The following is a 20,280-nucleotide window of genomic DNA, read 5'->3' as shown; positions in this document are numbered from 1 at the left end:
CCTGTTTCGCCATGGCCCGTTGCATGGCTCTCAGCGCCTTGGCCTTGCTCAGCGTTCCTTTCCTCCTGTCTCCGGCCGGTGCCGAAGGCTTGGGGGTTGGCACAGGGAGCGGCCAATCGCTGCAGCAGCGACAGTTCTTCGATGACGGCCCTGCCAAGGAAAAGGGGATCATCGACGCCACCAATCCACTTGAGCTGATGAACATGCTTCGCCGCAGTCAGGGCCTCAAAGACGCCACCAATCCCGGCGATGCTGTCGACCGTGCCCTCAGGGAGCTGGAGGTCCAGGGGCCAGCGGGGCCCCAGATCCCTGGATCGGCAGGGGTGATGGCGCCCTAGGAGCCTGGCCATTGGCGGCCTCTCGCAAGGGGGCCAGTCCCCAGGAGGCCGCCACCTGATCCAGCCGGGGATCCTGGGGATCAGGAAGCCGTTTCCTGGCTTCAGCGAGAAGGTTTAGGGCGGCCTGGGTCTGGCCGCGCTCATGGCTGAGCAGGGCCAGAGCCAAGCTGGGTTCCATGCTGTTGGGATGGTCTTTGGCCAGCTTCCGGTAGAGCTGATCGGCCTCCTGTTGCTTCCCCCGGCGTTGTAAGAGGTCTGCGAGCAGCAGGCCGACCTGCAGCGCCTTGGCTTGCTGGGCGGGCTCTGCTTGCTGAGTGGACTTGGACGCTGCCTTGTGGGCGGCCTCCAGCTGGCTTTGGGCCTGTTCGCCCCGCCCCTGCTCGAATTGGAGCAAGGCCATCAGTTGCAGGGCTTCGATCCGGTCGGGCTTGATGTTGAGCAGCTGGCGTACCTCGCGCTCGGCTCCCTTGCGGTCATTCTGATCGCGCCTTAGTTCGGCCAGCATCAACCGCAGTGGCCAGCGATCGGGCTGCTGATCCGCCATTCGCTCCAGCAACGCCGTGGCTTCGGCATTCTTTTGAAGTGCCAACAGCAATTCCAGCAAGCGTTGTTGCTGGCTGGCGGTGGCTTTGCCGCTGCTGAGATCCTCCTGGAGCAAATTGACTTGCTTGAGCGCTTCTTGCTCGGAGCGATCAGCGCCGGCCATGCCGAAGCCGCGCTGGCCCAGCCACCAGCCGGCCGACAACGCGGCAAGGGCGAGAAGCAGTGCAGACCCACCCAGCCAGAGGCCCCGGGGGGCGCCGACGATGCCACCAACGGTCAGGCGGGGAGCCATGGCTGAATTCGTTTGCCCCTGAGTCTGCTGCCTGGAGGCCTGGCTAGATTGCGCACTGGGCCATTGGTTGCCCCCCCTCACAATGCGTCACCATCCGATTTCCCCGGTTACCGAACCGATGCAGTACCGGGCCATTGGCTTGGTCCGCGGTCAGTACGTTCCGACCGACGCCGAGCAGCCCAGCCGCGGTGTGATCCGCAGCGACGACGGCACCGAGATCGAAGCCGTTGTACTGGGTCGTGTGCTCAGCCTGGTTCGCCGCCACCTCGACATGGCCACTCCCCATCTCTGGGTCGTCTACCCACGTCTGCGCGAAACCGACAACCTCCACCTCCAGATCGTTGGCGTCTGGGAGCCGAGCACCCTCGACTCCCCCACAGCCGCTGAGCCTGTGGAGACGGCGGAATCGAGCCCAGGCAACGGCGATGAACTTCCCGAGGGAGACGACTACTTCTCCGTTCGCGGCGAGTTGATCTACACCCGACCTGAGAGTGGCGAGGTGGTAATCAAGATCCGCCAGAAGCCCCGCGCCGACGGCAGCCGCGTTCAGCCATTCAAATTGCAGCTCAAGGGCGAGATTCCCCTGGAGCACCTGCGTCACTTCGTTTCCCTTGACCTACGTCGTCAGGGCAGCCATCTGTGCACGGAGCGCTATGAAGTGATCGCTCCAGTGGCCCAGCGCGGCAACCGCGGCGGCAAGGATCGCGGCAGTAACAAGCGAAACGGCAAGTCAAGCGCTAGCCATGGCGAGATCCAGCCACGCGCGGGTCTGCGCAGCGCGATCATCCGGCCGGGGGGCTGAACCTTGCCTGAGGAGCGCCCCAAATCCACTGAATCCCTGGCAACTGGTCGTTCGCCAGGGACACCCGGCGATCCCGGCGATGGCTCCGTCGCCACGCTCAGCGCTGGCATCGCCGTGGCCAGCGTGACAGCGCTGGCGGTGTTGGGGCCACTGCTGGGGATCTCCCCCTGGTTGATCGCCTTGGCGGCGGGCGGTGCCTTGGTGGCGATCACCGTTGATGGGGTGCGGTTTGGTGGGCGCGGCGGGCATTTGCTGGCTGAAGCCCTGCCAGGCGGCCAGGCGCGCCTGCGGCGAATCGCCATCCATGAGGCGGGCCATTCGCTGCTGGCTGAATGCAATGACCTGCCGATCCGGCGGGTGTTGATCGGCAGCCTGGCCTGCCTGCGGGCCGGCCTCAACGTCAATGGCAGCACCGAATTCGAACCGCCAGCCCACGCCAAGTTGGCAGCCGAAGATCTGCGCCGCTGGAGCCGGGTGCTCCAGGCCGGTATCGCCGCCGAAACACTGCTCTATGGCAGCTCCAGAGGCGGCGGCGATGACAGGGCCCTGCTCGGGCGGCTGTGGGGATTGTCGGGATTTGATGTGGCCACAGCCCAGCTGGAGCAAAGGCGGGCGCGCCGGGAAGTTGAGCAGTTGTTGCGCCGGCAGCGTGACCAGCTCGAGAGCCGCGCCGAGCAACTGCTGGCCGCAGCCCCCCGCCTGATGCGCTGAAGCCATGGGCCTGGCCTACCTCGATTGCCCCACCGGCGTGGCCGGCGACATGGTGCTGGCGGCCCTGTTCGATTTGGGCCTGCCCCATTCCGTTGTGGAGGGCCCGTTGGCCAGCCTCGGATTTGACGCTGCCTACCGCTTGCGCTGTGAACAGGCGCGCAGTGGTGGGCTGCGCGGTTCTCGCCTCACGCTGGAGCTGCTGGAGGCGCAACCGCCGCAGCGAACCTGGCTTGACCTGCGCCAGCGAATCAGCGACGGCCCGATCGATCCGACGCTGAAGCAGCAGGTGCTCAAGGTGTTCGGTTGTTTGGCCGAGGCCGAGGGCGCCGTCCACGGCCATGCCGCGGAGTCTGTTCATTTCCACGAAGTGGGGGCGGTGGATGCCGTTGTCGATGTGGTGGGGGTCTGCGCTGGCTTGCTGCATTTCGGCGTTGATCGGCTGATCTGTTCGCCGCTGCCGGCAGGCCATGGTTCGGTGACCACGGCCCACGGCCTGCTGCCTTTGCCAGCTCCTGCGGTGCTGGAGCTGGCCCGCCGTCATCGCATCCCTTTGGCAGGTGGCGCGGGTTTGCCGCCTGGCGAGTTGACCACGCCCACGGGTCTGGCCCTGATCGCCGCCTGGGCCGAGAGTTTTGGCGCCTCGCCGCCGATGGTGCCGGCTGCCGTGGGGATCGGCCTGGGCCACCGGCAGCTGGACGACCGTCCCAATCTGCTGCGCCTCTGGTTGGCGCAGAACCCCGACCCGTTGGCTGACGCGCCATCAAGCTCCGATGGGCCCCGGTTGGAGACGGTGCTGCTGCAGCAAGCCCAGATGGATGACGCCAGCGCCGAGGATCTGGCCTTCCTGGCCGAGGAGCTTCGGGCTGCTGGGGCCCTGGAGGTGTTCACCCAGGCGGCCCAGATGAAGAAAGGCCGCAGCGGCCTGGTGATTACGCTGGTTGCACGCCCTGATCAGGCCGAGGGCTTGCGCGCGATCTGGTGGCGCCACAGCAGCAGCCTGGGGGTGCGCGAACAGCTGCAGCAGCGCTGGCATCTGCCGCGGCGGATGCGTCAACTGAGCACTCCCTGGGGACCGGTCCGGCTGAAAGTGGCCCGGCTTCCCGATGGCAGCGAGCGCACCAAACCCGAGTACGACGACCTGGCGGCCCTGGCCCGGCAGCACGGCCTCAGCCTGCGCCAGCTGCGCGATGGCGTGAACCACGCCCTGGGTCTGGAGCATGGCGAGCTGCATGGCATCGGCAATGACACCGGCAACGACAATGCTGAACAGACAGGTCGAGTCGTTTGATGCCGACGTTCCCCTCCCTCTCTTTTCTGCGCCGTTGGCCGGCCTGGCTGGCCAAGCACCCACTCCCGGGTGGGTCGCGCCTTTGGGTGAGCCTGCTGAGCTTCGGCTTCGTCGCCGCCGCCCTGCTCGGCAATGGGCCCCAGCTACTGGCCACGCGCCTCGACCCCCAGGGTTGGCTGTGGCTGACGATCGGCATCGGCATCAGCCTGCTGAGCCTGGTGGTCAATGGTCTGGCCTGGACGGTGGGGCTGCGCTGGCTCGGCTTTCGGCCTGCCTGGGACGCCTGCGTGCGCTTCTACCTGCGCTCCAACCTGCTTAAGTATTTGCCTGGAGGCATCTGGCATCTGGCGGCCAGGGTGCAACGGCTGCGCCTGGGCGAGCAAGCCAAGGCCAATGGCGAAGCCGCCTTGCTGAGTGTCCCAGCAGGCTCGAGCCTGACCACGCCCCAGGCCCTGGTGGCCGTGCTGCTTGATCCGATCCTGGCGGCCAGTGCTGCCCTGTTGTTGATCCCCCTGGGTGGCTGGCAGGGCGGTCTGAGCCTGCTGGCCCTGCTGCCATTGGTTGTGCTGGGTCCGCGCTGGCTTAATCCCCTGCTCGCCAGGCTGGAGCGACGTCGGGCTCGCCAATTGGCTTTGGAGCTTCGCCCCGACGAGGTGGAGGCCCTGGTGCCATTCGCCCTGCCTGGTTATCCGCTGCTGCCGCTACTGCCCCAGCTGGTGTTTGTGTTGCTGCGTTTCCTGGGTTTCGCCTGCTGTGTGCTCGCCTTTGACCAGCAGCTGAGCTTGGCCTGGCCCAGTTGGTTGGCGGGCTTTCTGCTGGCCTGGACCGTCGGTCTGGTGGTGCCGGGCGCGCCAGGCGGGCTGGGGGTGTTCGAGGCGGTGCTGTTGTTGCGCCTTGGTCTGGAGATCCCTGAGGCCCCACTGCTGGCGGTTGCCCTCAGTTACCGGCTGCTGGTCACCCTGGCCGACGTGTTGGCGGCCCTGACGTCCTGGCTCGATGACGCCCTGGTGGCCACCGCTGAGCGCCGGCGATCAGCCCGGGCCGCCACCGGCTCCATGGGCCCAAGCGGCCCAACGGCTTAAGTCGTCAAAAATTCGCAACTGCCCTTACTATTGAGAACGACAGGGTTGTGTTCGTGTCTGCCCGTACCACCCCCCTCAGCGGCGAACCACTGCAGGCCACTGAACTGCGCACCAGCCTGCATGGCCGGGGCCAGAGGCTCACGCCCCAGCGGCAGAAGGTTCTAGCCCTGTTCAAACGCATCGGCGAAGGTAGTCACCTCAGCGCTGAGGAGGTGCACCAGCGCCTGCTGGGGGCAGAAGAGAAAGTGTCGCTGGCTACGGTTTATCGCACCCTGCGCCTGCTCAGCGCGATGGAGCTGTTGCGGGAGCTGGAACTGCCCGAAGGGGGGCGTCGCTTTGAGTTGTTCAGTGACACCCACCGCGACCACCACCATCTTGTCTGCATCGGCTGCGGCCGCACCGAGGAATTCGAGAGTGCCCCGGTGCTTACCGCAGGCGAGCAGGCCGCCAGCGCCCAGGGATTTCGCCTGATCGAATGCGTTCTCAATGTCAGGGCCCTTTGCCGCAACTGCCAGGACAGAGGCGAGTCGGGCGCCCAATCCAGCTTCTAGTCGGCAGATCGGCGCGACTTAGCGCCCTGAACACGACGCTGGAGTGCGAAGCGATCGGCAGCTTGTGGTGGCGCGCTCAGGCCGATGGATTGGTCGGCCCAGTGGGCGGTGAGAGCGGCCAGCAGGCTGTCGCGATCACCCAGGATTCGGATCATGGCGTTGAGGTTGTGGATCGGGTCGCTGAAACTCTGCCGCCAGTCTTCGTTGGCCCAGCGTGCGGATCGCACAGATCGGGGGCTCAAAAAGCACCAGGTCATTTGCAACTACCAATTGCTATTGAGAACCACTTGCAAGAAAGCCGGTCGACTGTTTAGATTGCGAGTCATTCGCAATAGCCCCGACCCGTGGCTTTTCGCTTTTTGCCTGACACGCCAGCCGCTTCCGTACGCATGCCCGTCGGCCAGACGGTGCTGCTGGATCCCAGCACGCGCTCCGGTCCTGGTGGTCACTGCATTGAAGTGCTCGAAGGCATCGCCAGGGTGTTTTGCCCCTGTGAAGAAACCGAGGGCATGACCCTGGCCTTTCTTCAGGCCGGTGACCTGTTGCGCACCGATCGGCTCTGCAGTGAAGGGGTCTGCGTCGAAGCACTCACGCCTCTCTGTTTCCGCAGCGATTCCGAAGCTCTCAGCGGTGACGGCTTCGATCCTGTCAATGAGTGGACGTTGCAACTGCTGCGCATCCGCCACCTCGGCAGCGCTGAGCAACGCCTCCATGCCTTGCTTGGCCTGCTGGTCAGGCGGCTGGGCCGCCGCTGCGGTTCCTGGTGCGACCTGCCATTCCGCCTCACCCATGAGCGAATCGGTGAATTGATCGGCACTACCCGGGTCACCACCACCCGCTTGATCTCCAGGATCCGTCAGGCCGATCTGCTGCAATCCCCAGCCGGCGAAGCGGTGTTGCGACTGGCTCCAGCGCTGGTGGAATCGGCCCCGCTCGAAGCGACATGAGATCTGATCCAAGGCTGATGCAGACCGCGCCTCCCCCTCGCCTTCCCAATCAGGTCGGCAGCTTGGTGGGCGGACTCTGCCGCGAAATGGGCCGGATCCATGGCCGCAACAAAAGAATCGCCATGGATCTGGGCTGTTGCCAGGCCAAGGGGCTGCTTGCTCGCCTACGAGCGGAACAGCAGCAGCTCCAGCAACGTCAGTGCGAACTGCAGGCCATTGCCCGCCAGCTCAAACAGCAACCCAATCTCGACCCGCTCGGAATTGAGTTCCTGTTGGAACTCACCCGGCGCAGCCCAAGGCCCGGAGGCTCAGCTGCCCATGCTGGCGGGTGAAGACTGACCGGCGAACAGTTCGCCGTCGAGTAGCAGCAGGGCCGCCGGATTGTTTTCGCACAGCCGAAGCCGTCCGAGCAGGTGAGCCGACTCGGCCTCGGCGCCCGTTTGCTTTTCGATCAACGGGTCAAGGAAGACGGTGGTGCGCACGTCACCGGAACGTTCCGCCAGCGAATAAAGCTGCATCAGGGAGGTGGTGACCTCTGTTTCAATCTGGAATACAGCGGCGAAGACCTCTTCGAGGCTGTCCCAGTTCTGGCGGGGCTTGTCGATGGCATCGAGGGCGACAGGCTGACCGCGACCAACCAAATAATCGGCAAAGATGCCGGCGTGTCCGCGTTCCTGATCTGATTCCTGCTTGAAGTAGAGCGAGAAACCGCGGAATTCCCGCTCGGCGAACCAGATGGCCAGGGCCCAGTAGGCCGAACTGGCATTGAGTTCCATGCTCAGGTGCTGCTGCAAGCCATCGAGCAGGGCTTCTTCGAGGGGCTGCGAGACGGCTCTTCCCCCGGTCCCCAGAGCTTTGGACGCTTGTATGACATCTGAAACCATGGTGGTACCTGAATTGACAATCAGAATAGGAGGACACCCAGCCAAGGGTTTGATTCGGCTCTAGCTGTGTAGTCCCACCACGTTGTTCAGCTGACAAGGGGGTGTGAGGTCGCCAGGGTCGGAGTGTCACCACCGTCCCAAGACCTCACACACCATGCATAGCCACCCTCTGGCCCGACTGACACCCATCAGTCGGGAACGGCTCATCCGCCGGCATCTCGATGAAGGCGTGCCACTCAAAGCCCTTGCAGCACAAGCCGGGATCAGCCTGCGTACGGCCTACAAGTGGCTCTCCAGGTTTCGAGCAGGCGGCGTAGCGGCACTGGCGGATCGACGGAGTGTTCGCCGCAGCCAGCGGCGGACGCTCGATCCGCAGCAACTCCAGCAGGCTGTAGACCTGCGGCACCAGCGCTGCACGCTCCGCCGCATCGCCAGGGCTCTCTGTGCGCCCCTCTCCACCGTTGGTCGGCTCATGAAGGGCCTGGGCCTGGGACGCCTGAAGAACCTTGACCCCAAACGTCTTGTTCGTCGCTACCAGTGGGAGCGCCCCGGGGACATGATCCATGTCGACATCAAACAGCTGGCCAGGTTTGAGCGGGTCGGCCACCGCATCACCGGCGACCGTCGTCAAGGCTCCTCCCGAGGTGCCGGCTACGAGAAGGTACATGTCGCGATCGACGACGCCACCCGCCTGGCCTACGTCGAAGTGCTGGCTGATGAGCAGAAGGAGACGACCGTTGGATTCCTGGCCCGTGCCGTCGGCTGGTTCTCTGAGCAGGGGATCACCTGTCGGCGGATCCTCTCAGACAACGGCCCCTCCTACCGCTCTGGAGACTGGCGAAAAGCCTGTCGCGCCTTGGATCTCAAGCCCATCCGCACCAAGCCCTACACGCCGCAGACCAACGGGAAGGCCGAACGGTTCATCAAAACCATCCTGGCGGAATGGGCTTACGTGATCGCCTACCAAACATCGGATGAACGCAACCGCTGGCTACCCCGCTATCTGGGGATCTATAACGGCAGCAGGTGCCACATGGCTCTCGGTGGCCTCACGCCTCAGCAATGCCTCCAGCGGCTGCTGATCGCTGAATGACCTGGTGAGAAAGCACATCTAGCGATCTGCGTTGTGCCCTTGCACAGCCGGGCGATCGCCCGGCAGCTCCAAGACCTGGAGCTGCAGTGGCCTGCTTCCGACACTGGCTACCGCGATCGCACCAAAAATCACGGTGAATAACAAGGCGGAGAAACCCAGCCGGATCAGCAAGGTCGGATGGGTATCAGTGAACAATCGCTCTTCCTGTGGGTGAATCAATGGGCTGGATGTCTCCACCTCTCAAGCTAAGAAGTGAAGCCATCACAATCAGGTTGCGATTGATCGTGGAGAACGTATGAAAAGATACACAGCGCCGCCAAGGCAGCGCTCAGCGGCTTCGCCAGACTTGCATCCAGAGTGTTGAGGAGGCACTGGTTTCCATCAACATCTCCTGGTATTCCCTGGTCATGGCGCGGGCATCCTCCAGGTCGGGCTGGAGCGAGAGGATCGACAACCGTTCCATGCACCAGTCGCGGAGGCTGGTGAGCTGGTGTGTGCACTGAAGATCGTTGCGATCGTCTCTTGAGGCTCTGTGAAATTGATCCATCAATAGGAGGCCTCTAGCGTTGGCTCTTGACCTGATTGTCCAGACGTTTGACTGTCCAGACGTTCTGACAAATGTGTAGATCAATGGCAACTATGGCGGGTAGCCCATTTCACACGGCTCAGGCGTGGACCTTGGCCGGCAATCCCGGCGAGATCTGAGCTGCGAATTGGTCGGATTGGACAGGCTGACGTTTGAGCGTGTCCTGGCTGAGGCTTTCCAGGCTCGGCACCAGGGCCATGGAGGCGACCAAGCCGAGCACCATGATCATCAGGGCAGGGCCCATGGCCGCCCCCACCCGTTCGTCGCTGGCGTACTGGAACACCCGCACCGCCAGGGTGTCGAAGTCGAAGGGGCGCAGCGAGAGGGTCAACGGCAGCTCCTTGACCACATCAACGAAGACCAGCAGGCTGCCCACCAGCATCGGCCCCTTCAACAGAGGCAGATGGATGCGCCTGAGCACGCCGAACCAGGAGCAGCCCAGGCTGGTGGCCGATTCGTCGATGCTTGGGGGGAGCCGCTCCAAGGCCGCATCCAGTCCCTGCTTGGACACTGCCAAAAAGCGCACCCCGTAACCCCAGATCAGAAGCATCAGAGGGCTGATCGCCAGCGGCCCACCGAACAGCATCAGGCCAAGGGCGAGCACGCTGCCAGGCACCGCGTAGCCCATGCCCGCGACAAAACTGAGCTGGCGCACCAGGTTCTGGGGACTCCAGCGCCTGATGATCGCCAGTAACAGGGCCGCGAACGCGGTGATCACTGTGGCCTGAAGGGCCAGGCCCAGACTGCGGCCGGCGAGGGGAAGCAGGTCTTGGATGGGCTCGTTCCCCATTCCCTGCCAGCCTTCGGCGACCCAGAGGATCGGAATGGTCAAGGTGGCGATTGGCGGCAGGGCGGTGATCAACTGGGCAGCTAAGGCACGCCAACCCACCAGTTCCCAGATGTGCCTGGAGCTGCTGCCTTCCGCCAGATTCCAGCGCCGACTGCGGCGACGCAGGGTCCGCTCGGCGAACACCAGCAACAGCACGATCGCCAAGGCGATCAGCGAGAGCAGGGCCGCGCCCCCTGGATCGCCATCCACCTGCCAGCGATCGAAAATACCGGCTGAGAGCGTCGGAACTCCCAGCAAGCGCACCGCACCAAGGTCATTGACCACCTCCATCGCGCTCAGGGCCACACCGGCTCCGATCGAGGGCAGGGCAATCGGCAGGGCAACCCGCCAGAAACTGCGCCATGGCCCCACCCCCAGACTGCGGCTGGCTTCGAGCAGGGCCTTGCCACTGATCGAAAAACTTTCCGTGCTCAGTAGGAACACGTAGCTGTACGTGGTCAACGTCAGCAAGATCAGGGCCCAACCGACGCCATGAACGCGCAGGCCGTGGTGGCTGCCCCAGTCGATAAGGCTGGCGGCAAGCAGGTAGGCGGGAAAGGCCAATGGGATCAGCTGGGCGATGCGCAGGATCCGGCGGCCCGGAAAGCTGCAGGCGGCGGTGAGCCAGCCGGTGGCGGTGCCCAGCACGGCCCCGAGAATCCCCTCGCCCACCACCAGTTGCAGAGTTCCGACGATCTGAGCTGGACCGTCGAAGCCGAGCCCCACCCCCTCGGCCCCGCCGGCGAAGCCATCACGCAGCAGGGCGAGGAGCGGCACCAGGGCCAGTAGACAGATCGCCAAAACGACGATCACGATGCTGAGCCTCCCGCCTGGCATGGACCGGCGGGCGATCAGCGCCGGCTGCGAGAGGGGGGAGGCTGTCATCGACGCGGAGTGGGTAACAGGTGGATTCCTCGCGAGGGGAGTTGGGATGGGCGGCTGGCTTACTTCCAGCCGTTTTCGGCCATCAATTCGGTGGCCTGCTTGTTCGCGTTGGCCAACTGCTCAACGCTGACCTTCGAGGCTGTGAAGCTTCCCCAGTTGTTGAGGATTGGGTTGTCACCGAACCCTGTGAGTGGGTATTCGTTGTTTGCCGAGGCGTAGCCCTTGCCTGTGCTAGGTGAGGCCAGAAACTCGATCAGCATGGTGGCCGCCTTGGGATTCTTGGAGCTGCTGGTGACACCGGCTGCGGTGACGTTGACGTGGGTGGGATTGGGAAAGACGACGCGAATGTTGGCGGCGGGGTCGCGATCGTTGGCAGGGGCCTCGGGTGAGAGCATGCGGGCCAGGTAGTACTGGTTGGCCACCGTGACGCCGCACTCACCATTGCCGAGGGCGCGCAGCATCGGCGTGTCGCTGGTGAAGAGTGGCTGAGTCACGTTGGCCACCATTCCCTTCACCCATTGCGCGGTGTCGGCCTCGCCTTCTTGAACCAGCACATCAGCCACCAGCGATTGGTTGTAGACACTGGCCCTGTTGCGCAGGCAGAGCTTGCCCTTCAAAGCGGGATTGGTCAAATCGGCGTAACTGGTGACCTGATCAGGGTTCACCACGTCAGGGTTGACCATGATCACCCGAGCCCGGCGGGTCAGGGCGAACCAGTTCCCCTTGGGATCACGCAACTCGGCGGGCACGTCGCGGTTCAGGGCTTCGGAGTCGATCGGCTGAAACAGGTTGTCATCCTGGGCCCGCTGCAGCCGGGCCGCATCGACCAGCACCAGCACATCGGCCGGGCTGTTGTTTCCCTCGGTCTTGAGCCGCGCCAGCAATTCGTCGTCCTTGGCTTCCAGCAGATTCACCTTGATGCCGGTCTCTTCGGTGAACTGTTTGTAAAGCTCTTTGTCCGTGTTGTAGTGCCGTCCGGAGTAGACATTCACCTCCTTCGTCTGCTGCGAGTCTTCCGATGGGGTGCAAGCGATCGTGGCGATTCCAAGGGCTCCGACTGTCGCAGCCACCAGCAGGGCGGAGAGGCCGCGATGCTTTGTCTTGGACTGGTCAACGTGGGTGGGCATGGGTGAGTTAGATGTGCATTAGTAGGGATGCTGGGGACCTGCATCCTCAGATTCAGACGCCGGCTTCGGCTCAGGCGTCAATTGGCTGAAGTTAGGGAACCCCATAAGCAACGGGCCGATCAATTAGGGCAGCTGAACGTAGCTTTTGCTACGGCTGATGGTCCGCCTGTGATTTCAAGGGAGGCGCGGCCCAAGCTCCCATAAAAAAACCCCGATCCAAAGATCGGGGGAAGTGATGGCTAAGCGCTCAGCGGGTGCGATTGGAGGAGCGGATCGGGATCGGAACAAGAGAAGGCTGCATCAGACCACCTCCGGAGTTGTCGTCATCGGAGTCGGTGGTGAGCCACAGGGCGAGGCCAAACAGGGCGAAGACGCCGGTCAAGAGCAGAAGTTCAGCCATGTCTCCGGCGTTTAGTCTCCAAAGAATAGCCAGGATCGGCGGCAAATTTGTTCCAATCGTTGCCAACCGAGGCCGGTTAACCGGCACCGACGGCCCGCAAGGCCTCGATCTGGGCCAGGGCGAGGACCCCGCCAGCGAGGCTGAGCAGTCCAGCGAGCCGCAGGGTCCAGACTGTGCCGAGCTTGCGCAGCACCCCATAACTGACGCCAACCACCAGGGTTGAGGCCAGGAAAGCACCCAGCCACCAGCTGTTGGCTCCACTGGCTTCATGGCCATGCAGCATGGCGTGAACGGCGACTGAACCCATCACCACCAGCCCGTAGAGGGTGGCGGGCGGGGCGCCGGCCTGGCGGCGGCTGCGCAGGATCAGCAGACCGAGCAGCGAGACAGCCAGGGCCGCGACCAGTTCCGCCAGGGGCAGCTGGCCACCGCTGAGGCCGAACAGGGAGCCCAACGCAGCGCCTGCCAGGGCATAGAGCAACAGCGTTGAGCTGATGAAGGAGGCCGAAGCCCCGACCCCGACCAGCAGCAGCAGGTGATCAAGCCCCAGCAGCGGATGGCTGAAGCCCGTTGCCAAACCGGCGCCAGCGATGGAGTGGGCGGAGGCAGGTACGGCCCCGATCAGACTCAGCCCCAGGCCGGCGCAGGCTGCCAGGCCGAGTTGCCGGCCAGAGGGAGACAGGAAGGAAGGTGTTGGCATGGTGGGTACGACCGGTCCGCGCCGGCGATGGGATGGAAAAGGGGCGAAACAGGGCGAGCGTTCTGACTGAGGACAGGATTCAAGGCCGAAGCTTTTGACCGGGTCCATCACAGCTGCGGGACAGTGCCGGACTGGAGTGGTCATCCCCCTGGGGAGATTGACCCGCACCGGACTTTCCTCGTTGCCTCCCCAGGCTGAATCCGGGGAACCACTGCATGGCAAGTATGGGGGCTGATCAGCCGAATCCCTTGCCGGCGTCCTTGGAAACACACGCCCGCAGCTGCTCACGCAATTTGGCGTGGTCGAGGTTTTTGCCGATCAGCACCAACTGGTTCTTGCGCTCACCAGGCCAGTCGCTGTCGTCGATCGAGAAACGCTTACCGGCCAGGTGGAACACATGGCGCCGCTCACTTTCCTTGAACCAGAGGATGCCTTTGGCGCGAAACACCCCGGGCGGCAGTTGATTGTCGAGAAAATTCTGAAATTTGCGCAAGCCAAAGGGGCCTTCTGCTGCAAACGACAGCGACGTGAAGCCTTCGATCGCCAGATGGTCTGACGGGTGTTCTGCGGGGTCTTCTGCAGCGTGGCTGGATTCGTGGTTATGGCCGTGGTCATGCCCGTGATCATGGTGATGCCCATGGTCATGGCCGTGATGCTCGTCGTGGCTGTGATCGTGCGCGGCTTCGGCGGCTTGCTCCTCCGCCATCCGGTCGGATTCGAACAACCCAACGCTGAGGAGCAAGGGCAGCGGAACTGCCCCCTTGATCGAACGCAGGATCCGAGCTTCCGGCTTGATCTCGAGAAGCTGCTGCTCCAACGCCAGCAAGCGCTCTTCCTCGACCAGATCTCCTTTGTTCAGCAAGAGGATGTCGCCGTAGACGATCTGGGCCCGACCCACCTCACTGTTCACCAGCTCGGCATCAAAATTCTCGGCATCGATCAAAGTGATGATCGAATCGAGTCGGGTGCTGTCACGCAGCTCACTTCCCAGGAAGGTCATGGCAACCGGTAAGGGGTCAGCCAGGCCTGTGGTTTCAACAACCAGATAATCGACGGGGTCAGGGCGCTGAAGGATCCGTTCAACGGCCTCAAGCAGCTCGCCATTGATCGAGCAACAGATGCAGCCATTGCTCAGCTCCACCGTGTCGTCGCCAGTGGAGATGATCAGATCGTTGTCGATGCCGATTTCGCCAAACTCATTGACCAGAACGGCGGTTTTGATCCCCTCCTGATTACTGAGGATGTGGATGAGCAAGGTGGTTTTACCAGCCCCAAGGAAACCGGTGAGGATGGTCACCGGCAGGCCCGTAACCAGCGCGTCGGTGCGATCAGGGGCTGGAGCAGTTGATGCCGTGGTGGTGCTGGTCATGGAGGGGAGGACGGCCCAAGGCCTGGTTCTGCGCACAGTCTGACGCCTTGAAACCAGCCTGATGCCCTGGAGCCGCCCCTTGGCGTGGATCAGCGCCGCCCGGCGGTTGGCCTGCTGGCTGCTTGCCGATCAGACACTTCGACTGGGATGGGCTGGCCGGTGGTGGAAGAAAAGAATGACTCCTGCTCTACATCGGTTTGCAGAAGGCCAGTAACGATGCCGGCATCGAAGGAGATGCGGCCGGGGCCCATCAGCAGGATCGCCAGGCTGCCTCCGAAATAGAGCACCACCAGCTCCATCAGATAGATGTTGAAGCCACTGGTGAGGATGTGGTGGTATCCCGCCACAGACATCGTGCCCACCAGGGCCAGGGCGCCGATGGGCGAGAGGAAGCCGAGGATCAAGAACCAGGAGCCGATCACCTCAGAGAGGCCGGCCACGTTGGCCATCAGGATTGGAAAGGGCAGGTGCAGTGGCTCCACATAGGCCGCCGCGAAGTTGGCGGGATCAGCCAGCTTCTCGTAACCGTGGTGGATCATCATCGTGCCGATCGCCAGGCGGAGGATCAGCAGGCCAGCACTGGCTCGCCAGCCTTCCTTGAGGAAATAGCGGTTCAAAAAGGAGTTCATCGGGTGATGCTCTCCAGGGAGGGAGGGGAGGCTTGGGTTGGGGCGGAGAGGGTCACGGCCCACAGCGCCATCGCGGCGGTGAGGAAGCCAAGGAACACTTCCAGCAAGGTGAGGGTGGTCATGGTTGGCGATCAACTTCACCCAGCATGGCTGATCTGATTAAGAAATGTGAGTCTGACGTTTCAAGCTGCTGCAACGGCTTAGCCCGCAGCCGGGCCACCGGTGCGGCAGAATGTTTACATTCCGCAACCATTTCCATGACCGTCGGAGAGCTGTTTCTTGAGTCTGTGTCCAGCGGTGTGATCACCCCCGCCGAGCTCGACTGGGTGGTTGCCCAGCAAGCCAGCTTTTCGCGGGTGGAGGAGGCCGCAGCCCTGCGCCTCGGCCGCCTGCTCGATCAGGGCGACATCCAGTTCGGCTGCCGCCTTTGAGCCCATCGTTTCGTAGCGGGGAGTCGATGCGGTGAGGGTTTCAATCCCCCAGTCCAGGGGTTTGGGCGGGTTGTTGGTTGCAATCAGATTGTTCCGGCTCACGCAGTAATCGCTCCAGCGCCTCAAGCTCCACTGGCGGCAGCTTCAAGTGCCGCTGGGCCAGCTCACGCCAGCGTTTCAGCAGGGCTAGGCGGGGTGGAATCCCCAGGTTCAGCGCTTCGAGGTGTTGTCTCTGGGCAAACACCTCGGCCGGGGGGCCCTCCAGCACGAGTTCGCCGCGATCCATCACGAACAGCCATTCGGCCCAGCCATCAAGAAAATCAAGGTCATGGCTGGCCACCACGATCGCTGTTCCTGCTGCGTGGATGCGTTGGAGCTGAAGCAATAGCTCGCGGCAATGGCCGGGGCTGAGGTAGGCGGTGGGTTCATCGAGCAGTAACAGCTCAGGTTCCAGCATCATCACGTCGGCCAGCGAGAGTTGCTTTTTCTCGCCCAGGCTGAGCCCGTGCACCGGCCGATCCACCAGCGCTTCGAGATCGAAGTGGACGATGGCCTGCTTAACCCGCCAGAGAATTTCGTTGTCGTCCATGCCCAGGTTGACCAGCCCGTAGGAGAGGTCTTCGGCCACGCTGGTGGCCACGAGCTGGTGCTCGGGGTTTTGGAACACCAGCCCCACCCGTTGCCTCAGCTGGGCGAGTGCCTGGCGCTGATAGGCAATCGGTTCGCCGCGCCAGCGAATCCGGCCGTGTTGGGGCCGCAGCAGGCCATTGGCAAGCAGGAACAGGGTGGTTTTGCCGCAGCCGTTTTCGCCAATCAAGCCACAGCGGGCCCCCTCGGGAATGCGCAGGCTCAACTGCCGAATGGATGGCGCCAGAGAACAGGAATACTGATAATCCACGGCATCGAACTCCAGCAATGGAGTTTCACTCGATGGCTTGGCGGCTCTCACGGCTGCTGCTCTCATGGTTGCAGCGCAAGGCTGAGGCCACTGAGCAGCAGGATTCCAGCAACAGCCTCCGCTTCCAGGCTCCGGGAGCGACGAAAGCTTTGACCGCTGATCACGCGCAACTCGGAGCGGAAGCCCCGGGCGGCCAGGCCCATGGACAAGGAGCGATAGGAGTTCAAGGAACGCTCGAGCAATTGACCGATCAGCAGAGCGAAGCTGTGTAGAGATCGTTTCCAGCTGATGTAGCCCGAACGGGCCTGTTGGGCCACGTGGATGTCTTCAACAATGGCCATCAACGTGAAGATGAAGCCATAGACATAAACCATCAACTCCAGCAGCAGCGGCGGCCAACGCAGCTTGCGCAGTACCCCGATCAGCTCGTGGATCGGCGTGGTCAGCAGCAGGAAGAGCATCGCACTGGTGGCCGCAAGCGAACGGGTCAGCAGCAACGAGGCCTGGTTGATTCCAAGCTTGCTGACATACAAGGTCCAGCCCCCCAGCGGATGGCCCAGGCCTTGCCAGACGTCGGCCTGGACGCTGGCGAAGTTCTCGCTTCCCACCAGGCCAAGCAGCAGGGCCGGCAGGCTGGCCACGGCAAAACCAAGGGGCAGCAGCAGGATCGGCAGGTAGAGGCGCGCTGGAATGGCGGCATGGCCCACGATCCAGACGCCAACCCACAACGTGAGCAGCAGCTGGATCGGGGCTGGAGCTACCAAGGCCAGCGCGAGCAGGATCCCCGAAAAGGCCAACTTCTGGCCCGGTGGCAACCCCCTGAGGCGATTGCCGTGGGCCAGGGCATCGAGGACGTGGCTCATAGAGCCGAAGGCTCATCCTTTGGCTTGGAGCACGTGGACTTGGAGACCGAATCGGTCTGGTTCCTGCCTTCGCTGCGGCCCCGATAGAGACCGATCACGTAGCCGATCACACCGGCTCCCAGGGCTGCCTGGCTGGAAAAGAGCAGGCTCTCGATCTCCGAGCTGGGCAGCTCGACGAGGGGCTCAAACCAGGCTTCATAGTTGGGCTGAAGCGTTTCGATCGCCTCCTGACCCTGGCCATCAGAGCCGGCATACTCACCGCGAACGAACAGCAAAGGAAAGATCGTCAGGGCCAGCACGCCGGCCACCAGCAGCCAGTTGTGCTGCGCCCGTTGTTGGGGTTTGGGGTTTGTCATGGTTTCAGGCCTTCTGGGCGAGCTGTTGGAGGGTGGTCAGTTCGCGTTGGCCGTAGTTCTGCAGCCAGTTCCAGACCAGCACTGTGAGCAGACCTTCGGTGATCGCAAGGGGCAGCTGGGTGATCGCGAAAATACTGCCGAACTTCAGGAATGAGGCGCTGAATCCACCACTGGCAGCGGGAAAGGCCAGGGCCAGCTGGCCGGCGGTGACCACATAGGTGGCGAGATCAGCCAGGGCCGCCGCTGCGAAGACGGCCAGGCGTGTGTTGCCGGTTGAATTGAGGCTGCGGAACACCAGCCAGGCCACCAGCGGACCAACGATCGCCATCGAAAACATGTTGGCGCCCAGGGTGGTAAGGCCGCCATGGGCCAGCAACAACGCCTGAAACAGCAGCACGACGGATCCGAGCACGGTCATCACCCAGGGACCGAACAAGATCGCCCCCAGCCCTGTTCCGGTGGGGTGGGAGCAACTGCCTGTCACCGAGGGCAGCTTCAGGGCGGAGAGCACGAAGGTGAAGGCGCCGGCCAGCGCCAGCAGCAGCTTCAATTCGGGATGCTCACGGGTGATTCGAGCCATCGAGCGCATCCCTATCAGCAGGAATGGCAGGGACACCAGCCACCAGAAGACGGCCCAAGAAAAAGGCAAAAACCCCTCAGCGATGTGCATCGCCTGGGCAGGTGCTGGAGAAAGCAAAACAATGGCGGCACTGAGTGCTGCCATGCCAAAAAGACTGGCCGACTTAGCCTTGAAAGTCGTCACACTGTGCCTCGCAGGTTAGACGGTTGGATTGTGCAAAACGGCAGGAATCCTGACTTATCGACTTGAAAACAAGCCAAATCACAGTTGCGGGACAGCGGCCGATTCGAACGGCACTTTCCCTGTTGCCTTCAGCGGCTGTTCCCCGCTGAAACCGTTTCGAATCTGATTATGAAGGTTGGTGGAACGGGCGGCCACGAAGGTTGATCGATCGTTGCCAGACCAATTTCATAGTTAAGACCGGGCGATCAAAACTGGAAGGTGGTTTTCACGAGCCCGCCAAGCTGGCGGAAGCTCTCACCCGAGGGTGTGTCCTGACCCAAAGGGCGGCTGAGGTAGAAGAGCGCTGGGGTCACCGAAATGTTGTCGGTGACTTGAACCTTGTACCACCACTCCCAAGCGAAATTGCCGTCGTTGGGGGTCTCGCCGCCCTGCAGGGCGGTGGCAAACACCGGTTGTCCCACGGCCATGCCGAGGGCATTGCCCTTAAAGAAGGCATCGCTCCACTGCAGCCCCACCATCCACGACTGACTGGTGGTCAACGCACCATCACTCTGATCGCTGTCGTAGGAGGTGGTGTTGATCCCCCAGCCAGCGCTGATCGAGGGAATCCAGCCGGAGTTGGCCGGTTGCCAGTAACCACTGAGGCCAACGGCATTGGTGCGACTGGCGGGGTTCTCCACCAGGGCTGCTGCGGTGAAAGGCGTGGCGCCAGGCACATCGACGCCGGCCTGTAGGTAGGAATAGATCGCGGCGAGGCCCCACTGCTCGGCGCCGTAACCGATCTGAACGGTGCCGGTGCCGGCGGAGGCGTTGGTGCCGATGCCACCCTCACTGGGATTGCCGAGGTTGCCGTTGGCCGCCACGTAGTTGGCGCTGACACTGAAGCCGTTGGACTGCCACCAGAGGCCGGCACCGGCACCGAGGTTTTTGTTGTAGGCCACCGGTGCCCCGTTGAGGGTGAGCACGTTCAAGACGGTGTCAGCTGGATAGACGCTGGGCCAAAGGGCGAGCATGTCTTCCTGGCCAACGCGGCCGCCAACGGTGGCGGTGAAGCCGGCGCCGAGTGGTGTCTGGTAGTAGAGCTTGTCGATGCCCACGGAATTGGGGCCGGAGTCTTCCTGGAAGGCCACTTCCAAGCCGGCGATGCCGCCGGTTGGTCCGGCGCCACCGAAGACCGAATCGCTGAAGTTGCCGGCCCGCAGGATCGAGCGCAGCAGGTCCTTGCCGGTGAAGCTGGTGTCAAGGCTGAGCTGCAGGTCGTAGCTGAAGGTGGTGGCCCCCACCTGGGCGCGGGCGGAGTCCACCTCGGCATTGGCGCTGCCGCTGAAGGCGTTGGCCCCCACCACAAAGGTGGCCAGGCCGCTGAGCTTGGTGGTGGTGGAGAACTGGCTGGCCTCCAGCTCGCCGACTTTGGCCTCCAGGCCATCGACCCGGCCCTTGAGCACGGCCAGTTCGGTTTCAAACTCCTTCATCAGCCTGCGCAGCTCATCGGTCACCTCGGTGATCCGATCCAGGCAGGCGTTGAGGAGGGCAGCGGCTTCCCAGCGGCTGAGCGAGCGCTTGCCACGGAAGGTGCCATCGGGATAACCCGCCACGCAGCCGTAGCGCTCCACCAGGCTGGAGAGGGCCTGATAGGCCCACTCGGTGGGTTGCACATCGGAGAACTGGGTGATGCTGGTGACCTGCTCCAGGCCTGATCGCGCTGAGGCGGCGTAGGCGTCGATTGCGGCGAGGTTGATCGCGGTGGCCTGAACGGTGGCTGGGACTGTGGCGGGAGCAGCCGTGGCCGGGGCGTGGATGGGGGCCAAAGGGGAGAGCAGACCCAGGGCTGCAGGGGCGATCAGGCGGGTGAACATGGGCGGCTGGAGGGCGGACGGACGGTTTGCGCAACATCCGGGTGGCGAAGCCAGCTC

At 63.4% G+C, this 20,280-nt stretch carries 26 protein-coding genes and 1 riboswitch; of the genes, 10 read left to right on the top strand and 16 right to left on the bottom strand.

Annotated features, from left to right (window positions below):
• Nucleotides 1–23 precede the first annotated feature (23 nt).
• The gene (locus tag BM449_RS13810; protein ID WP_083544577.1) at nt 24–338 is read left to right on the top strand and encodes a hypothetical protein; all 315 of its coding nucleotides are present in this window, start codon (nt 24–26) and stop codon (nt 336–338) included.
• Here the strand turns inward: BM449_RS13810 and BM449_RS13805 are convergent.
• Nucleotides 268–1,173 (bottom strand): tetratricopeptide repeat protein, encoded by a 906-nt coding sequence (locus BM449_RS13805; protein ID WP_071801708.1) that lies wholly within the window; start codon nt 1,171–1,173, stop codon nt 268–270. The two genes, BM449_RS13810 and BM449_RS13805, sit on opposite strands and share 71 nt — an antisense overlap.
• Nucleotides 1,174–1,255: 82 nt before the next feature.
• On the opposite strand from BM449_RS13805, the gene BM449_RS13800 reads away from it, so the two are divergent.
• The 5 genes from BM449_RS13800 to BM449_RS13780 are packed head-to-tail and all read left to right on the top strand — an operon-like array spanning nt 1,256 to nt 5,607.
• Entirely contained in the window at nt 1,256–1,975 is a 720-nt protein-coding gene (locus tag BM449_RS13800; RefSeq protein ID WP_233831378.1) for a hypothetical protein, read from the top strand.
• A gap of 36 nt (nt 1,976–2,011) precedes the next feature.
• Nucleotides 2,012–2,686: a hypothetical protein gene (locus tag BM449_RS13795; protein ID WP_071802315.1), complete on the top strand. Its 675-nt coding sequence runs from the start codon at nt 2,012–2,014 to the stop codon at nt 2,684–2,686.
• A gap of 4 nt (nt 2,687–2,690) precedes the next feature.
• Complete coding sequence (gene larC / locus BM449_RS13790; protein WP_071801705.1) at nt 2,691–3,974, top strand: nickel pincer cofactor biosynthesis protein LarC; 1,284 nt, start codon at nt 2,691–2,693, stop codon at nt 3,972–3,974.
• Nucleotides 3,974–5,056 carry a lysylphosphatidylglycerol synthase domain-containing protein gene (locus BM449_RS13785; RefSeq protein ID WP_083544576.1) on the top strand — a complete coding sequence of 361 codons (1,083 nt, stop codon included), beginning with the start codon at nt 3,974–3,976 and terminating at the stop codon, nt 5,054–5,056. Before larC ends, BM449_RS13785 begins: the two co-directional genes overlap by 1 nt.
• Before the next feature lie 53 nt (nt 5,057–5,109).
• A complete protein-coding gene (locus tag BM449_RS13780) occupies nt 5,110–5,607 on the top strand; it encodes a Fur family transcriptional regulator (protein ID WP_233830815.1) in 498 nt (165 codons plus the stop codon).
• Here BM449_RS13780 and BM449_RS13775 read toward each other — a convergent pair.
• Entirely contained in the window at nt 5,604–5,834 is a 231-nt protein-coding gene (locus BM449_RS13775) for a hypothetical protein (RefSeq protein WP_145536804.1), read from the bottom strand. The genes BM449_RS13780 and BM449_RS13775 overlap by 4 nt on opposite strands.
• Nucleotides 5,835–5,951: 117 nt before the next feature.
• Between BM449_RS13775 and BM449_RS13770 the strand changes: the two genes are divergently transcribed.
• Both BM449_RS13770 and BM449_RS13765 read left to right on the top strand, forming a co-directional pair.
• Nucleotides 5,952–6,554, top strand: coding sequence for a helix-turn-helix domain-containing protein (locus BM449_RS13770; RefSeq protein WP_071801702.1), 603 nt, complete (start codon nt 5,952–5,954; stop codon nt 6,552–6,554).
• Between the two features lie 17 nt (nt 6,555–6,571).
• Nucleotides 6,572–6,886: a hypothetical protein gene (locus tag BM449_RS13765; protein WP_071801700.1), complete on the top strand. Its 315-nt coding sequence runs from the start codon at nt 6,572–6,574 to the stop codon at nt 6,884–6,886.
• Here the strand turns inward: BM449_RS13765 and BM449_RS13760 are convergent.
• A complete protein-coding gene (locus BM449_RS13760) occupies nt 6,863–7,348 on the bottom strand; it encodes a ferritin (protein WP_311134196.1) in 486 nt (161 codons plus the stop codon). The genes BM449_RS13765 and BM449_RS13760 overlap by 24 nt on opposite strands.
• Nucleotides 7,349–7,592: 244 nt before the next feature.
• Between BM449_RS13760 and BM449_RS13755 the strand changes: the two genes are divergently transcribed.
• Nucleotides 7,593–8,531, top strand: coding sequence for an IS481 family transposase (locus tag BM449_RS13755; RefSeq protein ID WP_071801696.1), 939 nt, complete (start codon nt 7,593–7,595; stop codon nt 8,529–8,531).
• Between the two features lie 328 nt (nt 8,532–8,859).
• Here the strand turns inward: BM449_RS13755 and BM449_RS15545 are convergent, their stop codons facing one another.
• From BM449_RS15545 to BM449_RS15540, 8 genes are all read right to left on the bottom strand, one after another.
• The gene (locus BM449_RS15545; RefSeq protein ID WP_257785592.1) at nt 8,860–8,994 is read right to left on the bottom strand and encodes a hypothetical protein; all 135 of its coding nucleotides are present in this window, start codon (nt 8,992–8,994) and stop codon (nt 8,860–8,862) included.
• A 202-nt stretch (nt 8,995–9,196) separates the two neighbouring features.
• Entirely contained in the window at nt 9,197–10,783 is a 1,587-nt protein-coding gene (locus BM449_RS13745; protein WP_120352867.1) for an iron ABC transporter permease, read from the bottom strand.
• A 107-nt stretch (nt 10,784–10,890) separates the two neighbouring features.
• Nucleotides 10,891–11,958, bottom strand: coding sequence for an extracellular solute-binding protein (locus tag BM449_RS13740; RefSeq protein WP_071801692.1), 1,068 nt, complete (start codon nt 11,956–11,958; stop codon nt 10,891–10,893).
• A gap of 247 nt (nt 11,959–12,205) precedes the next feature.
• Complete coding sequence (locus tag BM449_RS15110; RefSeq protein WP_162922888.1) at nt 12,206–12,358, bottom strand: hypothetical protein; 153 nt, start codon at nt 12,356–12,358, stop codon at nt 12,206–12,208.
• A gap of 76 nt (nt 12,359–12,434) precedes the next feature.
• Nucleotides 12,435–13,058 (bottom strand): HupE/UreJ family protein, encoded by a 624-nt coding sequence (locus tag BM449_RS13735; protein WP_071801691.1) that lies wholly within the window; start codon nt 13,056–13,058, stop codon nt 12,435–12,437.
• Between the two features lie 235 nt (nt 13,059–13,293).
• Nucleotides 13,294–14,427, bottom strand: a complete 1,134-nt coding sequence (locus BM449_RS13730; protein WP_071801690.1) for a GTP-binding protein — start codon at nt 14,425–14,427, stop codon at nt 13,294–13,296.
• 89 nt (nt 14,428–14,516) lie between these two features.
• Nucleotides 14,517–15,056: a DoxX family protein gene (locus BM449_RS13725; protein ID WP_083544575.1), complete on the bottom strand. Its 540-nt coding sequence runs from the start codon at nt 15,054–15,056 to the stop codon at nt 14,517–14,519.
• Nucleotides 15,053–15,178 carry a hypothetical protein gene (locus tag BM449_RS15540; protein WP_255448148.1) on the bottom strand — a complete coding sequence of 42 codons (126 nt, stop codon included), beginning with the start codon at nt 15,176–15,178 and terminating at the stop codon, nt 15,053–15,055. The genes BM449_RS13725 and BM449_RS15540 overlap by 4 nt, the downstream gene beginning before the upstream one ends.
• A 135-nt stretch (nt 15,179–15,313) precedes the next feature.
• Here BM449_RS15540 and BM449_RS15105 point away from each other — a divergent pair, with 135 nt between their 5' ends.
• Nucleotides 15,314–15,487: a hypothetical protein gene (locus tag BM449_RS15105; RefSeq protein WP_162922887.1), complete on the top strand. Its 174-nt coding sequence runs from the start codon at nt 15,314–15,316 to the stop codon at nt 15,485–15,487.
• A 40-nt stretch (nt 15,488–15,527) separates the two neighbouring features.
• Here the strand turns inward: BM449_RS15105 and BM449_RS13720 are convergent, their stop codons facing one another.
• The 5 genes from BM449_RS13720 to BM449_RS13700 all read right to left on the bottom strand — a co-directional run bounded on the left by BM449_RS13720 (nt 15,528) and on the right by BM449_RS13700 (nt 20,223).
• Nucleotides 15,528–16,436, bottom strand: coding sequence for an ABC transporter ATP-binding protein (locus BM449_RS13720; RefSeq protein ID WP_233830813.1), 909 nt, complete (start codon nt 16,434–16,436; stop codon nt 15,528–15,530).
• Nucleotides 16,437–16,447: 11 nt separating this feature from the next.
• Complete coding sequence (gene cbiQ, locus BM449_RS13715; protein WP_071801688.1) at nt 16,448–17,248, bottom strand: cobalt ECF transporter T component CbiQ; 801 nt, start codon at nt 17,246–17,248, stop codon at nt 16,448–16,450.
• Nucleotides 17,245–17,604 carry an energy-coupling factor ABC transporter substrate-binding protein gene (locus tag BM449_RS13710; RefSeq protein WP_071801687.1) on the bottom strand — a complete coding sequence of 120 codons (360 nt, stop codon included), beginning with the start codon at nt 17,602–17,604 and terminating at the stop codon, nt 17,245–17,247. Before BM449_RS13710 ends, cbiQ begins: the two co-directional genes overlap by 4 nt.
• Before the next feature lie 4 nt (nt 17,605–17,608).
• On the bottom strand, nt 17,609–18,328 hold the full coding sequence (locus BM449_RS13705; protein WP_071801686.1) for an energy-coupling factor ABC transporter permease: 720 nt from the start codon (nt 18,326–18,328) through the stop codon (nt 17,609–17,611).
• A gap of 60 nt (nt 18,329–18,388) precedes the next feature.
• A riboswitch (cobalamin riboswitch) is annotated at nt 18,389–18,538 on the bottom strand.
• Nucleotides 18,539–18,612: 74 nt separating this feature from the next.
• Entirely contained in the window at nt 18,613–20,223 is a 1,611-nt protein-coding gene (locus BM449_RS13700) for an iron uptake porin (RefSeq protein WP_071801685.1), read from the bottom strand.
• Nucleotides 20,224–20,280: the final 57 nt, after the last annotated feature.

The sequence above is a fragment of the Synechococcus sp. SynAce01 genome (assembly GCF_001885215.1).
GTDB classification, from domain to species: Bacteria; Cyanobacteriota; Cyanobacteriia; order PCC-6307; family Cyanobiaceae; genus Regnicoccus; species Regnicoccus frigidus.
Note: the sequence above shows the minus strand (reverse complement) of the source record. Positions and strands in the feature narration are given on the sequence as shown.